General features: G+C 65.8%; 18 protein-coding genes and 4 tRNA genes. 16 read left to right on the top strand and 6 right to left on the bottom strand.

The window, feature by feature from the left end; genetic code table 11:
• Nucleotides 1-108: 108 nt before the first annotated feature.
• Nucleotides 109-897, bottom strand: coding sequence for an SDR family NAD(P)-dependent oxidoreductase (locus AAHS21_RS31500; RefSeq protein ID WP_342931216.1), 789 nt, complete (start codon nt 895-897; stop codon nt 109-111).
• 103 nt (nt 898-1,000) lie between these two features.
• Here AAHS21_RS31500 and AAHS21_RS31495 point away from each other — a divergent pair, with 103 nt between their 5' ends.
• The 4 genes from AAHS21_RS31495 (at nt 1,001) to AAHS21_RS31480 (ending at nt 5,000) form a co-directional block, all read left to right on the top strand.
• Entirely contained in the window at nt 1,001-1,930 is a 930-nt protein-coding gene (locus AAHS21_RS31495) for a LysR family transcriptional regulator (protein ID WP_342931215.1), read from the top strand.
• 218 nt (nt 1,931-2,148) lie between these two features.
• Complete coding sequence (locus AAHS21_RS31490) at nt 2,149-3,714, top strand: long-chain-fatty-acid--CoA ligase (protein WP_342931217.1); 1,566 nt, start codon at nt 2,149-2,151, stop codon at nt 3,712-3,714.
• Nucleotides 3,715-3,747: 33 nt separating this feature from the next.
• Nucleotides 3,748-4,149, top strand: coding sequence for a Rid family hydrolase (locus AAHS21_RS31485; protein ID WP_096286496.1), 402 nt, complete (start codon nt 3,748-3,750; stop codon nt 4,147-4,149).
• 50 nt (nt 4,150-4,199) lie between these two features.
• On the top strand, nt 4,200-5,000 hold the full coding sequence (locus AAHS21_RS31480; protein ID WP_342931214.1) for an MBL fold metallo-hydrolase: 801 nt from the start codon (nt 4,200-4,202) through the stop codon (nt 4,998-5,000).
• Between the two features lie 13 nt (nt 5,001-5,013).
• On the opposite strand, the gene AAHS21_RS31475 is transcribed toward AAHS21_RS31480, so the two are convergent.
• Together AAHS21_RS31475 and AAHS21_RS31470 are read right to left on the bottom strand one after the other, a co-directional pair.
• The gene (locus AAHS21_RS31475) at nt 5,014-5,850 is read right to left on the bottom strand and encodes an enoyl-CoA hydratase/isomerase family protein (RefSeq protein WP_342931213.1); all 837 of its coding nucleotides are present in this window, start codon (nt 5,848-5,850) and stop codon (nt 5,014-5,016) included.
• Between the two features lie 51 nt (nt 5,851-5,901).
• Nucleotides 5,902-6,192 carry a hypothetical protein gene (locus tag AAHS21_RS31470; protein WP_342931212.1) on the bottom strand — a complete coding sequence of 97 codons (291 nt, stop codon included), beginning with the start codon at nt 6,190-6,192 and terminating at the stop codon, nt 5,902-5,904.
• Nucleotides 6,193-6,312: 120 nt separating this feature from the next.
• On the opposite strand from AAHS21_RS31470, the gene AAHS21_RS31465 reads away from it, so the two are divergent.
• Nucleotides 6,313-6,951, top strand: a complete 639-nt coding sequence (locus AAHS21_RS31465) for a helix-turn-helix domain-containing protein (RefSeq protein WP_342931211.1) — start codon at nt 6,313-6,315, stop codon at nt 6,949-6,951.
• Nucleotides 6,952-7,098: 147 nt separating this feature from the next.
• Entirely contained in the window at nt 7,099-8,496 is a 1,398-nt protein-coding gene (locus tag AAHS21_RS31460; RefSeq protein WP_342931210.1) for a secretion protein EspB, read from the top strand.
• Nucleotides 8,497-8,526: 30 nt separating this feature from the next.
• On the opposite strand, the gene AAHS21_RS31455 is transcribed toward AAHS21_RS31460, so the two are convergent.
• Nucleotides 8,527-8,598: transfer RNA gene (locus tag AAHS21_RS31455), tRNA-Val, on the bottom strand.
• Between the two features lie 180 nt (nt 8,599-8,778).
• On the opposite strand from AAHS21_RS31455, the gene AAHS21_RS31450 reads away from it, so the two are divergent.
• From AAHS21_RS31450 to AAHS21_RS31410, 9 genes are all read left to right on the top strand, one after another.
• A tRNA-Gly gene (locus AAHS21_RS31450) sits at nt 8,779-8,851 on the top strand.
• Nucleotides 8,852-8,878: 27 nt separating this feature from the next.
• Nucleotides 8,879-8,952, top strand: a tRNA-Cys gene (locus AAHS21_RS31445).
• A 12-nt stretch (nt 8,953-8,964) separates the two neighbouring features.
• Nucleotides 8,965-9,039: transfer RNA gene (locus AAHS21_RS31440), tRNA-Val, on the top strand.
• Between the two features lie 330 nt (nt 9,040-9,369).
• Nucleotides 9,370-9,708: a hypothetical protein gene (locus AAHS21_RS31435; protein WP_342931209.1), complete on the top strand. Its 339-nt coding sequence runs from the start codon at nt 9,370-9,372 to the stop codon at nt 9,706-9,708.
• Entirely contained in the window at nt 9,705-10,277 is a 573-nt protein-coding gene (locus AAHS21_RS31430) for a hypothetical protein (RefSeq protein ID WP_342931208.1), read from the top strand. The genes AAHS21_RS31435 and AAHS21_RS31430 overlap by 4 nt, the downstream gene beginning before the upstream one ends.
• Nucleotides 10,274-10,576, top strand: coding sequence for a hypothetical protein (locus AAHS21_RS31425; protein WP_342931207.1), 303 nt, complete (start codon nt 10,274-10,276; stop codon nt 10,574-10,576). The genes AAHS21_RS31430 and AAHS21_RS31425 overlap by 4 nt, the downstream gene beginning before the upstream one ends.
• Before the next feature lie 425 nt (nt 10,577-11,001).
• On the top strand, nt 11,002-11,247 hold the full coding sequence (locus AAHS21_RS31420; RefSeq protein ID WP_342931206.1) for a hypothetical protein: 246 nt from the start codon (nt 11,002-11,004) through the stop codon (nt 11,245-11,247).
• 120 nt (nt 11,248-11,367) lie between these two features.
• A complete protein-coding gene (locus tag AAHS21_RS31415) occupies nt 11,368-11,604 on the top strand; it encodes a hypothetical protein (RefSeq protein WP_342931205.1) in 237 nt (78 codons plus the stop codon).
• Between the two features lie 355 nt (nt 11,605-11,959).
• Nucleotides 11,960-12,508: a hypothetical protein gene (locus AAHS21_RS31410; RefSeq protein ID WP_342931204.1), complete on the top strand. Its 549-nt coding sequence runs from the start codon at nt 11,960-11,962 to the stop codon at nt 12,506-12,508.
• 49 nt (nt 12,509-12,557) lie between these two features.
• Here the strand turns inward: AAHS21_RS31410 and AAHS21_RS31405 are convergent, their stop codons facing one another.
• Together AAHS21_RS31405 and AAHS21_RS31400 are read right to left on the bottom strand one after the other, a co-directional pair.
• The gene (locus tag AAHS21_RS31405; protein WP_342931203.1) at nt 12,558-12,797 is read right to left on the bottom strand and encodes a DNA-binding protein; all 240 of its coding nucleotides are present in this window, start codon (nt 12,795-12,797) and stop codon (nt 12,558-12,560) included.
• Between the two features lie 12 nt (nt 12,798-12,809).
• Complete coding sequence (locus AAHS21_RS31400) at nt 12,810-13,373, bottom strand: hypothetical protein (protein WP_342931202.1); 564 nt, start codon at nt 13,371-13,373, stop codon at nt 12,810-12,812.
• 172 nt (nt 13,374-13,545) lie between these two features.
• Here AAHS21_RS31400 and AAHS21_RS31395 point away from each other — a divergent pair, with 172 nt between their 5' ends.
• Nucleotides 13,546-13,836, top strand: coding sequence for a DUF732 domain-containing protein (locus AAHS21_RS31395; RefSeq protein ID WP_342931201.1), 291 nt, complete (start codon nt 13,546-13,548; stop codon nt 13,834-13,836).
• The last annotated feature ends 166 nt before the right edge of the window (nt 13,837-14,002 follow it).

The raw sequence follows: 14,002 nt of genomic DNA, 5'->3' as shown, positions 1-14,002 counted from the left end.
CGACGAACCGGGGCCTGCTACCCGGCGCTCCGGTACCTACCGGGACGGGACTTCCACCCGCTAGTCCAGTCCAACTTTCAGGACGCAACATGCGCGAATCTTAAGGCGCTACTCGGGAAAGCCGAAGAGTTTGACGACACCGTGATCGCGACCCGCGGTGTAGCCGCCGTCGACGGCGATGGCCTGGCCGCTGACGAATGACCCGTCGAGCGAGAGCAGGAACGCCGCCATGGCCGCGACCTCGTCTGGCCGGCCGAGCCGTTGCAGCGCGTGCTCCTCGGTGATCGAGGCCAAGGGGCCCTCCATTCCCGGCAGGCCGAAAACGCTTTGGGCCATCGGTGTATCGATGAAACCTGGACAGATTACGTTCGCCCGGATGCCGCTCGGGCCGTAATCGAGCGCAATGTTCTTGGTGAGCAGCACAACTCCACCCTTGGCCGCGTTGTAGGAACTGCCGCCCGCGGTGCCTTCCAGTCCCTCGATGCTGGCGACGGTCACGATCGAGCCGCGTTCGCCGTCGACCCTGTCTTGCTCGATCATCCTGGCCAGGGCCGCCTTGGCGACCAGGAAGGTGCCGGTGAGGTTGGTCCCGATCACCCGGTCCCACTCCGTACGGTCGAGCAAATGGACCGGGCCGCCGCCGGCGACACCGGCCGCGTGAAAGACGCCGTCGAGGCGGCCGGGCACCGCGGCGAGCACGGCCTGGATGGCTGCTTCGTCGGTCACGTCGGCCGTGACGAAGTGGAAGTCGGGCCCCAAGTCGGGCGGAGATTCCAGGTCGGCTCCGATCACGGTGCCGCCTTCGGCTATCAGTCGCCGCGCGGTAGCCAGGCCGATGCCCGACGCCGCACCCGTCACGACGAAAGTGCGATGACGGGCGCGATCAACATTGACCATGTGTTGATTCCTTCATCCGAGGGTTTGCCCAGCAATGGTTACATACGTTGTCATCGCGATTCTGCTAGGCCATGACTCCCACTGTCGCACTAACATTTTCCGTGTGGAGTTGCGTCATCTTCGTTATTTCGTAGCGGTGGCTGAAGAGCTTAATTTCGGTCGGGCCGCGAAGCGCTTATGCATTGCCGGACCGTCACTTTCGCAGCAAATTAAGGTCCTCGAGCGGGATCTGCGGGTACGACTGTTCGATCGCGACCGGCGCTCGGTCACCCTCACAGCAACCGGTGCGGCGTTGCTTCCGTCGGCCCGCACGCTGCTCGATCAGGCAGATCAGTTGCGCCGGTCGGCAATCGGGCTGTCGCTGGCCGAACCCGTGCGGATCGGCTACGCACAGTGGCTTCCCCCGGACCTGACCGATCGGACCTCGTCGGTCGCCAAGGTGCACATTGACACCTGGGTGCTGCCGTCGCACGCGCAGGTCGCCCGGGTGGCCGAGGGCGGCGTCGATCTGGCGATCTGCGGGGTACGCTCCTCCGACTTGGACCGGCATGGCCTGAACGCGCATCTCATTGGCGCCGAGCAGCTTTACGCCGTCAGCGTCGGATCGGACGCCTCACCGGTGGAGGCGTCCGACGCGGTGGTGCTGCTCGACGCCGACTCCGGCAGCTGGTTTACCTGGAACCGATACGGGGAGCAGTTCGCCAGGGAGACCGGCGCTCGCACCGTGCGAATCAGTGACGGGGGGCTGGCTGCCCCAATGTTTTTCGAGCATGTGCGGCGGCTGGGCCGACCGGTGCTCGCCTCGCCCAAGGCGCAAACCGTCGCGTTGCCGGCCGATCTCGTGCAGCGCCCGATCGTCGCGCCCGCACCCTTTTGGACGTGGTCGCTGGTGTGGCGGCGCATCGAGAACCGCGAAACCGTGCGTGGGGTGATCGACGCGCTGACGGCCGAAACGGAAGTGCCCGATCTGGACGAGGCGTGGCTGCCCTTCACCGATCCCTACCGGTCGCGAATCACCTTGGCCACCGCGTGATTACGCGGCTCATCCGGTGAAGCTGATCCGTTTGGATACCCCGAGAATCGGCTTCCCATAGGCCGCGGCCGCCTACCGTGCGACAACTTCCTCGCGCCTCGGGAGATCCGGTGCCGCAATGGCGGCTCCTACTCTCACGGAACTCGTCGTGACCGGGGTGACTACCCTTGGCTTGACTGAACCGGGGACCCAGGGATTTATCGATGAGCGGAGAAGTGATGCCACCAGCCGACCTCAACACCGGTACGACGGAGACGCTGGTCGGGATGGTCGAGCGGCACGCGGCGCGCCGACCCGACGACGTCGCGATCCACTTCGGGGAGCGGCAGTGGTCGTGGGCACAGTGGGCAGCGCGGATTCGCCGGACGGCCGGGGCGCTGCGGGCCGCGGGTTTGCGGCGCGGCCAGGTGGTGGCATTCCTGGACAAGAATCACCCCGCTTGTCTAGAAACCCTGCTGGCCGCCACGTCGATCGGTGCGGTGGCCACGATCGTCAACTGGCGGGTGGTCGGCGACGAGCTGGTCCACGTGCTCAACGACAGCGGCGCGCAGGTAATTGTCGTCGGTGCGGAGCTGGCGCCGACCGTCGAGGCGATCCGCCCGAAAGTCCCCGGCGTGCAGCGCGTCATCGTGGTGGGCGGCGACGAGGACGAATACGAATCCCTGCTCGCCGCGGCATCACCGCTTGAGGTCGATCCCGAGGTCGCCGACACCGACGCCGCGATCACGATCTACAGCTCCGGCACCACAGGCCGCCCGAAGGGTGTTCAGCTGACCCAGCGGGCGCTGGTCAACCACATCATCAATCTGTCGCCGCCATTTCCGTTTTCGGACGGCGACGCCAACCTCGTTGCCATGCCGCTGTTCCACGTCGGTGGAATCGCGTATGCGTTCTTCGGCATCCGGGCGGGTGCGCCGACGTTCCTGACCCGCGAGCCCGAGGCCGCGACGCTGATCGGCGCCGTGAAAGCCGGTGCGACACATGCCTTTTTGGTGCCGCCGGTGATCGCCAGGTTCCTGGACGCCGGTGAGGCCGCGATCGGCGCGATGTCGGGTCTGCGCTACCTGGTCTACGGAGCGGCCCCGATGCCGGTGCCGCTGCTGCAGCGCGCGCTCGCGGCCTGGCCCGAGATGAACTTCGTGCAGGTATACGGACAAACCGAGCTGTGCGGCGCGATCACGGCGCTCGACGCCGACGACCACCGCAATTCCAGCCGGCCCGAACTGCTCATGTCAGCCGGAAAAGCCGCGCAGGGCAACGAGATTCGCATCGTCGATCCGGAGTCGGGAGATCAGCTGCCGCACGGCGAGTCCGGTGAGGTCTGGGTGCGCAGCGATCAGCGCATGATCGGCTACCTGAATCGGCCCGAAGCCACCGCCGACACCATCACCGCCGACGACTGGCTGCGCACCGGCGACATCGGACGCCTCGACGCCGACGGTTACCTGTTCATCGAGGACCGGCTCAAGGACATGATCATCACCGGCGGTGAGAACGTGTACGGGCCCGAGGTGGAAAGCGTGCTCCTCGAGCATCCCGGGATCGCCGACGCCGCGATCATCGGGGTGCCCGACGACCAGTGGGGCGAGTCCGTCAAGGCGATCGTCGTCGCCCCCGGTCTGGAACCCGCCGAGATCATCGAGTTCTGCCGCCAGCGCATGGCCGGTTACAAGTGCCCGCGGACGGTCGATTTCGCCGACGAGCTGCCCCGCAACGCCAGTGGCAAGATTCTGAAAAACCAGCTCCGCGAACCACATTGGAAGGATCGCGCCCGCAAGGTATGACGCCGGCTGCACGATCCATCACGAAAGGGCGATATGAGCAGGCCGTTCGAATCCGTCAACACCGGCGTCGCCGCTCATATCGGCAGGTATGCCGACGCGGTACGCGTCCCCGCGGGCTCTGAGGTCATCTACACCTCCGGCACGCCGGGACTGCGTCCCGACGGAACGCTGCCGAAGGACTTCACCGAAGAAGCCACCCAGGCGTGGCGCAACGTCGAGGAAGCGCTGAGCCGGGCCGGGGCGAGATTGTCCGACATCGTCAGCGTGCGGCAGTGGCTGACCGACGCGGCTGACATTCCGGCCTACGCGGCGGTGCGCTCCTCGGTGATCCGACACGAACCCGTGTTCATGCTCGCGGTGGTCCCGGCGCTGGTCTGGCCCGATATCCGGGTCGAAGTCGAAGTCACCGCGGTCCGCCGTCCCGCGATGTTATAGCCTGCTCTTCGACCCGATATCGATTCTCCGCGAATGCAATCAGGGGCGACATGGGCGAGGTAGTCGACGCGAAGCGACGGGACGGCGCGATCGCGGTGCTGGGTGGGCCCACGACGGTGATCGATATCGCGGGCCGCAGGATCGTGATGGACCCGACCTTCGACCCGCCGGGCCCTCATGACTATCTGAACAAGCTCACCGGTCCGGCCGTGAGCGTCGACGACCTCGGGCCGGTCGACGTGGTGCTGATCAGCCACGACCAGCACCCCGACAATTTGGACGACGCCGGACGCCGGATGGCAGAGGCCGCGCCGCTGATCGTCACCAATCCCGGGGCCGCCGGCCGCTTCGGCCCACCGGCGGTGGGGCTGAAGCCGTGGCAGTCGTACTACCTGCCCGGGGGGCCCGGACGCGTTGCGGCCCAAGCCGTTCCGGCCGTGCACGGTCCGGCCGACGGGATGCGCGACATGGAGGGCAACGTCAACTGCGAGGTCACGGGTTTCGTGCTGTACGGGCCCGGGCTGCCCACCATCTATCTCAGCGGGGACAACGCCTCGATGAGCGCAGTCGCCGAGGTGGCCGATCGCATCGGCGAGATCGACGTCGCGGTGCTGTTCGCGGGCGCCGCGAGCGTGCCGGCCAAAGAGCGCGGGCGCCCGCTGACGCTGACCTCGGCGCGCGCGGCCGCGGCCGCCGAGGTGCTCGGCGTCAAGGTGGTGATCCCGGCCCACGTCGACGGCTGGGCCCACTTCAGCGAGGGGCCGAATGAATTGGCCGCGGCATTCGACCAGGCGGGCATCAAGCGGGTGCTGCATACGGCTCCGCACGGCGAGTGGATCGACCTGAAGTAGCCGTGCGGGCGGCTCAGAGGCGGCCCTCGGTGCGTAACTGGGGATGCACCCAGTCCGGCGAGCGTCGCTGCATGAACGCGCGGACCCCTTCCCGCGCCTCGGCATCCATCAGGCTGCTGGTCATGCCGATGCGGTCATAGAGGCCCAGATAGCTGTCGATGCTGGACTTGATCACGTTGCGGGCACGCGGCGCGGTCCGGCAGCTTTGGGCGAGCAGGTCGCGGGCGGTGGCCAGCAGATCGTCGTGCGCCACCACCCGGGTCACCAGGCCCCAGTCGAGCGCTTCCCGGGCGGTGAGCACCCGGCCGGTGAACATCAGATCGCGGGTGCGGACCGGCCCGACCAGACGCAGCAGCATCTGGCTGTAGTAGGTGTCGGCGTAGCCACGGAACAACTCGGGCACTCGGAAGGTCGCCCGCTCGCTCACCACGGACAGGTCGCTGCACAGCGCGATCTGCATGCCGCCGCCCTGGCACAGCCCGTTGACGGCGGAGACGATCGGCTTGGCGGAGGTCCGCACGGCGTCGAACGGCGTGACGTCCATACCCAGCGCGGCGCCGAAGGTGATCCAGTCGTCGACGCCTCCCCCGCCGGTCATGTCACCGCCGGGCGCGAACACGTCCCCGGTGCCGGTGATCAGCAGTCCGGCCAGCGCCGGGTCTGAACTGACAAGGCCCACGGCGTAACGGATTCCGAAGTACATCGCGGGCGTCAACGCGTTGCGCGCCTCGGGACGATCGATCGTGCACACCGCGATCGGTCCCTGCCGCTCGAACGACAGATACGGGGTGCCCAGCCAATCCCCGTCCGGAGGCCGGGGCGTGCTCTGCGATGTCGGGGTCTGCGCCACGGGCTCCTCCAGGATCGCGCTACTGAAACTCTTACAGTATGCGCGAGCGTCCTAGACGAACGGCAGCGTGGCGACCTCGGTGGTCTCGGACATGCTCATGACGAGGTTGCGGTGCTTGTCCTGCAACGCGGTCGAGGCGTCTCCGACGGCCCGGTCACATTGGGGGCAGCGCGTGCTGAACTGCGGCTGATCCTGCTCGTCCGGCCAGAATCGGCGCGGCCCTACCTGGACGCCCGGGTCGAAGACGACCTGCTGATGAGGGGCTTCCTTGAGGATTCTGCCGACGGGATGGCTTTGCGGGCATTCGAGTTTCAGGATGCCGATCCCTTCTTGGTTACTCATGGCTCACTCCTTTAGGGGTCTGGTCTGGCGCTCGTGCTCACTCATTGTTGTCTGCGGGCGCCGGGCGTAAACGTGTAGGTCTCGCCGTGGGTGAGGTCGTCGATGGCTAACCTCAGCCACATGCCCGCAGATGCCAAGCAGCCGAGCCCGACCAAGGTTCGCATCCTGCGTGCCGCCGCGGAGCTGATCGCCAAGCAGGGATACGCCGCCACCTCCACTCGGGACATCGCGGCCGCCGTCGGTGTCGAGCAGCCGGCCCTCTACAAGCACTTCAAGGCCAAGAGCGATATCTTCGCAGCGCTGGTCCAGCTGGCCTTGGAGTGGCCGAGCGAGCTGGCCGACGAGCTCGCGACGCTGCCCGCGCCTGCCGTCGTGAAGCTGCACCGCATGTTGCGGGAATCTCTGGACCACCTGCACGCCTCGCCCGAGGTGGTGGTCTCGGTCATCGCGACTCCGGACCTGTGGCAGGACAGCTTCACCACGGAGCAGGCGCTGGCCCTCAAGATCGAGCGTGCGCTCGCCGATCTGGTCGAAACGGCGCAGGCCGAAGGCGATGTGCGCGCGATGAACCCGATCTCGGCGTCGAGGCTCCTGCAGGCGCTGTTCGACGCGCTGACCCCGCAACTGACGGTGAGCCCGGACGAGATCCTGGAGTTCGCGATGATCGGACTGTTGGCCGACCCGGCTCGGTTACCAGAAATCCGTTCTGCCTCAGGCGCTTTGGACATTCAAGCCGCCCGGCCGAACATCAGCGTCTAACCACCGCGACTTCCGCCGGTAGCAATCGCAACACACACCGGGCTCGCCGACGCTTGACATTCGGTTATCACCTGATAACCTTTGTTCTAGTTATCAAGCGATAACCACACCGACCGCCCGACCCGAGCCGCCAGGAGACGAATCGCGATGACGAAGACACTGAACGTGGAGCACGCCGAGCTGGTGGCCCGAGCCGGTGAGCTGGAAGCCCCCATCGCGGGCGTTCCCTCCGACAACGGCCACGCGCCCTGCGCCCTTGAGCTGGCCACCCGGGCGGCCCAACAACTCGCCTTCTCCGCCGACAACATGCGGATTTATCTGCACGCCGGCGAACGGGAGCACGCACGACTCGCGCAGTCGCTGCGCAACGCCGCCAAGGCCTACCAGGAGCTCGACGAGCTGGCGGCCGACGCCCTGGACAACGACACGTCCGTCGCCGCGGCCCCGGCGGCGGCGCCTGCGCACGCGGAGCTCGACGACGCGGAGCCGGCGGTGCTGGCCAGCATGGTTTCGTTGCGGGGATTGGACCCGATCCCCTACTACCCGGTCAAGGAAGCCGCGAAGGCCCTGATGCAGGGCGACCAGGGCAGGTCTCTTCTCGACTTCGCCGACGAGTGGGCGGCATATCTGCGGACGTTGTCGCAGGCCAGCTTTCGGTTCCGGCCGTTCTCGGATTGGGACAGCGAGGCGAGCGACGCCGTCGAGCGGCACTTCGATCTGGATCGGAATTGGCTCGACCACATGGCGAGACTGTGCGGCCAGCTGTCCACCGAGGCCCGAAAGCTGGTTGCCGCGCACCGCTGGGCGGTCAGCGAGCACCCCACCCTCGAGAAGCTGCGGCAGCTCGACGAGCGATGGATATCGAACCAGTCGGTGCCGGGCTGGGAGCGATGGGGGAAGCCGGCGTTGCTGCGGGTCTACGCGGAGTACCAGGCGAAGTCGGAGGCGGTGCTGGCCGAATACGAGCAGCGCGTCGAGCTGGGTCCGGTGAATCCGCCGCGGCCCCCGGTCGCCTACAAGATCGAGGTGCCGTCCGCACCCGATCTGCGGCCTGGTCCTGGACTTGAGCCCCTCCCCCTGCCGGACGGCGGACTGCCGGACGGCGGACTGCCGTCACTCGGGGGTCCCATGCCCGTGCTGCCGTCGGGCGCGACGCCGTCGATGCCGACCGACTCGACGCTGACAAAGGACTCGAAAAACCTCAAGGTGGTGCCCGATCTGCCCAAAGGGGCTGGGGTCAAGCCGGCGTCGGTCGGAGCCGGCGGCGCCGGGTTGCCGGCGATGCCCAAGATGCCGCTGCAGCTCGCGCAGGATTCCGCCGCGGTGGCCCGGCCCGGAGCGATCACCGGCGCAGGGGTCCCGATCCCGGCCGCGTACGCGGCGCTGAACAAGGGCGGCGGCACGGGCATGCCGATGGGCGCCGCGCCCGCGGGCCACGGTCAAGAGGGCGGTAAGGCCAAGCGCGTGCAGCATGGCGACGAGGCCATCTACACCGAGGACCGGGCATGGACCGAGGGTGTAATCGGCCGACGACGGGCCTCGTAAAGAGTCCGGCTTGATGCGCGACGTTCTCTGTGGTCCCGGCTGGGATCGAACCAGCGACCTTCCGCGTGTGAAGCGGACGCTCTTCCACTGAGCCACGGGACCGGCGCCGAGAGGCGAACGAGGGAGAAGACTAGCACGAACGGCGAGTGTCCAGCACGTGCCGTGTGCGCCCCCGGGGGGCGCCCTATAGCCTAGAGCGACAACGGCCTAGAGATTTGTGCACGCCCGCTTAGGTGGACTATCGTCTTCCTTCGCACCGGGCGACGATCTCGCCCGTTGCGCGCGGATGTAGCGCAGTTGGTAGCGCATCACCTTGCCAAGGTGAGGGTCGCGGGTTCGAATCCCGTCATCCGCTCGAAGGTGCTATGGCATCAACCCCCGCGGTGGAGTGGCCGAGTGGTGAGGCAACGGCCTGCAAAGCCGTGCACACGGGTTCGATTCCCGTCTCCACCTCCAAATTTTCTCCCAGCGCGATTAGCTCAGCGGGAGAGCGCTTCCCTGACACGGAAGAGGTCACTGGTTCAATCCCAGTATCGCGCACCAGCTTCGGCAATGCTCAGAGGCACAATCTGAGACGAGAAGCGGGCCACGTGAACTACATGTGAACTGGGCGCGCAGAGTGCTAGCAACCCGAGAGACGGAAGCTAGCCGCAGTGCCCCCACCATCGCTCCCCCAGCCCCGCGCACCACCACCCACAAGCCACCGAAGTCCCGCCGGGATCTCGGTGGCTTTCGTCTTCGCACGCCAGGGGTGTCAACCGAATTGGCCCTCTCGAAAAGACTGAAGGCGGCTCCCTGCCAGGGGAACCGCCTTCGAATGACCTCAGCCCTGCCAGGGGCTTCAATCTCTAACCTCACCAGGAGTGTACTTCCATGCGCAAAAACAGCGCAACCAGAATCACGAAAGAGCCCAATGTCCCACTGCCTGCCGGCGCGATCGCCGAAGCCGACAGCTGGGGGTTCTGGGACAACAAGTTCCGGATCTTCCACGGCGCCGATCGGGTCGTCTTCGACCACGCCGGCGTCAAAGTCGCCGAAGCGCAGACCGGCGGGATTCAGTTCCCGGACGGCAGCATCGACACGACTGAGTGCCCGCCGCGCGTCGATGTCTATCTGCACGCCCACGAAGGCCTCACCGCAGCCCAGGCCCGCGATTTGGCCTGGGCTCTTGCCTTGGCTGCCGACGAGGTTGATCGGTGGTCGGCACGATGACCACAGCAGCAGGCAATGGATCTCCCGAGTGGGTCACCGGCGACTGGGAACTCGGACCGTATTACCGGCTGCGCCGCGCGCTCGCCGGCCCGGCTTGGCCGGCCGTCAGCGATCACAGCGCTCAGGTGTGCATCCTGGGCACCGAATGGGAGGACGGTAGCTTCGATCCACCCAGCGTCCATCTGCGCGGCGCGCTGCTGGCCGGCGGGCTGAACAGCGGCCAGGCGGCCGAGTTAGGGTCAGCGCTATTGGAAGCCGCGTCCACGATCGGTCGGTGGGTCCAGCCGCCGCGGAGCGGGATCGACAAGGTGAGTTCTGCGGCCAAATTCCGTGAGCTCGCAGCGAAGTTCTCCGTTGCCGATACTGCAACTGGCGCAGAGGATCCCGTGCTGTCAGTGCGGTGTCCATTGTGCGGGGCGCAGCCGGGCCAACCGTGCGAAGACGTGTCGTCGAGTGTCCCAATCGTGAGAGCCGGCGAGGTGCCGCACATGTCTCGGTTGCAGGCTGCGACCGACGAGTGGGACACGTTCATCGCACAAAGCGCGCAGGGTGGGGAGGTGCAGCGATGAGCCGTGCCGAGCTGACTCCCCACGAGGTGGTTGCGTATGCCGAAGAGCGTGTCGCACTGGCCGAGCAGGTGTTCGATGAGATCCAAGCCCGTCTACGCCGGGCTCGTCCGGTCAACGATGCGCTCAGCAGCTGCGCAGTGGCAGCGGTCCTCGACGAGATGGAGCCTTGGCCCGGTGGCCTGACGTCGTGCGACCTCCTGGCAGTGACCATGCGTCGGCTGCGAAAGCTGGCCGACGAGGGACCAAAGTTGCCGATTTCGAATCGGGAAACGCCCCAGAGGGGAGACTACGAAAGGTGATGGCTGATGGCTGAGCATGGTTGCCCGCGGTGCGGGCTCGCGCGACGGTGTTCGCACGGCAGTTGGGCGGACCGGCATCCGGCGGCCACGGTCACGTTGGCCGTGATTGTGCTCGCGATGGTGGTCGCGCATCCGTGGTTGCTCGGTTGCATTGCGGTGGCGTGGGGTGTGCGCGAGACGCATCACCTTCGCCGGCGCCGGCAAGCGATCGCGGCCCGGGCTGACTGGGAGCATCAGGCGCTGGTGGCTCGCGAAGGGTACGCGCTGAGCGAGTACCCCTACGGCCCGAGCGGGGCATCTGATCTGCGAAAACGTGAAAGGGTGTCAGTTAGAGTGACACCCTTTCCGCAAGGACGCCAGCCAGCTGATCACTGGTCGGCCACTGAGCCGCTGCGAGGCGCGCGCTGACAGAGCATATAGAACGCTTGAGGGCTGATGATCTCGGCGACATCGAGCCCGGATATTTCCTTCGGGCAGCGGGTGAATCTGATGCGGACTGGAATCAGGTCCATACCAGGGTTATTCGGCAGTTGATGCCGGCGCCGGCCGGCATGAAGGGGGTCGAGTCCGTCCCGGTGAAGTTCATCGACGGGACAGAGCGCGTGTTCAACCCCGGCGACGAGGTGGAAATCAAGATTACCGAGCACCCCGATGAGGTAAGCCCGACGTAGGTCATCGCGCGGTCAGATACCCCGCGTCGGGCAGCGGGGTATCTGACCTGCGAATTCGAGCTCGGCGGTTGGCCATATTGTTGACGCATGAGGCCACGGCGGCACGTACCGGTGAGATGGATGAAGGCAGCCGAAGCAGCGGAATACGCACGGACGCAGGGCTATCCAGAGGTGACGGTCGAGATGATTCGCGCAAACGTCAAACTCGACTTGCTGCCCGCCTATGCCATCGGAACAGGTCACTACTACCGACTCCGTATAGAAGACGTCGACGAGTGGCTTGAGAAGCGGCCATGGGAGCGTCCCGTGAGCTACTTCTTCGTCAGCGGCCGTTGGATTGCCGAACTAGATTCATAACGGTGACGACGTGGCTCACTGTCAGGGAGGCCGCGGACTATGTCCGGGTCTCGGAGGACCTCATTCGACAAGCGATCAAGATGGGCTACCTCCCCGCTTATTTCATCGGAGACGGAACCCAATACAGAGTGACGGCCGAAGACATTGACCAATGGATGATGTCGCGGCCGTGGGAACCGAAGCACGCCAAGCATCTCCGTTAGACAGCGCGTTTGGAACGTGGACGCGGCACCCGACGTGAACCTCAGTCGCGGATCGCCTGCGAGCCGGGACGAGTTGTGATGAGTTGTGAGCCGGCGCAGTGGCGCGTAGGGCGCGCGTTCATATAGCTGCCCCGCTGTCGTACTTTTGATGCGTGAAGACCGTGCACATCTGGATGCCTGATCGCCGTTCACTGTGCGATCGTCGAGCACAGCTGCACAATCGGGTCACCGACGAGATGACTGACGACGAATTCGACCAGCTGATGGAGGAGACGCAGCCGGCCCCGGCCTGCGGCAGCTGTTTGCTCCTCGCGGAGCATCTACGGGCACATGCCGCTGTCATTTATCGAATGCAGGGCGCCACCGTGCACCCGCCGAAACCGATCGACGGCTGGCGTGAACTGAGGGGCACTCGCTGGGCCAGAGAGATCGACCTTCCTAAATTCCTCGCCAACCCGGAACTTGAGGATCAGCTCCGATACGACCGGATCACCGATGGGATCGCGCCGCACCGGTTGCAAGAATGGATCGATATGGAAAGAGCCGCAGCCGAAAGAGCCACGACCGAGTTGATTTCGTGGCGCGAGGAGCAGCGGGCTGCCCAACCGCCCAGGGATTCCAACTCCCATGCATCCGAGCCCCCGGGGCATCCACCAGCCGGGGCTAAGGGAACCGAATCACCCGAGTCCGCGTCTGATTAGTTGTCGGGCGGCCCTGGCTCTCCTTGGGGGCGGCCCGACGGGAAAGCCATCAGAGGTCAGCCAACTTGTCGAACGCGGCTTTGTGCTGCTCCAACGCTTTCTCGAACGCCGCCCGAACCATATCCGTCTGGGCGTGCGCCTTCATGTACTCGATCACCGCGCGCTTGATCACCTCGTTGCCCGACGTGTTCGTCAGGAACGCGTAATTCTTCACCGCTTCGGCCAGCTCAGCCGGAAGCCGCAGGGTCAACGCGTGCGTCCCCTGCGAAGTCTCAGTAGTGGTGCTCATGACACCATGATGTCACGTTATTGGGATTGCAACCCAGTCCGGTTGGCCGGCCCAGCGAACGTATAGCTGGTTGGGCATCGGGTGGCCCCAGGTGCCTTTGATGAGCATGTCGACGCCTTCTCCGGGCCGAATTACCGCATCCTGGGGGAGATTTCGGTGGATCGGACCCACTTGCGTCGCGTCGACCTCCACATGTTCGGCGACGTCGGTGCCGGTATTGCGGAGGATGTAGCGGTCACCGCCGGGTTTTTCGATCCGCCAGCTCACATCAGGCACGGGTGCGGCCTCGACCGTCGGCTCACCAAATGCCTCCTCGGATGGAATGCCAGATAGCTGAACCCGTTGTAATACGGCCATTTCGGCGAGTCGATTGGCTCGCTCGGCGGCCTCGGCGCTGCGCGTCGCCGCCTCTGCGGACACCCGCTCCCACCGCAGCGACTTCCAGGCGAGAACCGCCGAACAGCAGGAAATGATCAGCGCAAGCGCGGCCACACTTGCGGTCACCCATGCCGGAACGTCACCCCAGTGCACACCCGGCGGGTTGGCATCTGCGGCCGCGAGAACTGCGCCATGCATCGACAGAGACTAGCGCCACACGCGATCGCCAAGAGTGCAAATTGACGAGCCGAAGTGCCTTAGTGAATATGGCGTCCCGGTCGCGACCGATTCTGGTCACCAATGAAGTCTCGGCGCACTACTGTCAGCGATGAACCCAGCCCGGCCCCCTCATTGGTGAGAGGTGACAGCAGTGATCCGCCGTGTAATCGCGATGGCCGTATTGGCCACTGCAGCGACCGTAATCACTACGCCGGCCGCCCACGCCGATGAACAGAGCTATCTGGCCGACCTCGCAGCTCGAGGTGTGCCCGTGGTGAATCCGTCGCTGGCTGTCAGCGGCGGATTCCGGGTGTGCGGCGAGATCCGTGGCGGCGAATCCCTTGCCACGGCGGCGAATACGTTCGGTATTCTGAGCCCCGCGTGGGGTCCGGGCATCGTCGATGCCGCGCAACACAATCTCTGCCCCGACACCCTGCACTAACCCACATGGCGCAGAAATCCGTCTGGGCCTACATCGACGAAACAGGCGATAGAGGCCAAGGGCCGACCTCAAGGAGCAATGATCAGAACCTGTGGATGAGCCTCGGTGAGGGGGCGTGAAAGTGGGCGCACCTTCCCGAGGATGATCTGAATATCCGAAGGTCCGA

This window comes from Mycobacterium sp. 050272, assembly GCF_039023525.1.
Lineage (GTDB): Bacteria > Actinomycetota > Actinomycetes > Mycobacteriales > Mycobacteriaceae > Mycobacterium.
The sequence above is the reverse complement of the archived record's forward strand: the minus strand, read 5'-3'. Positions and strand labels throughout refer to the sequence as shown.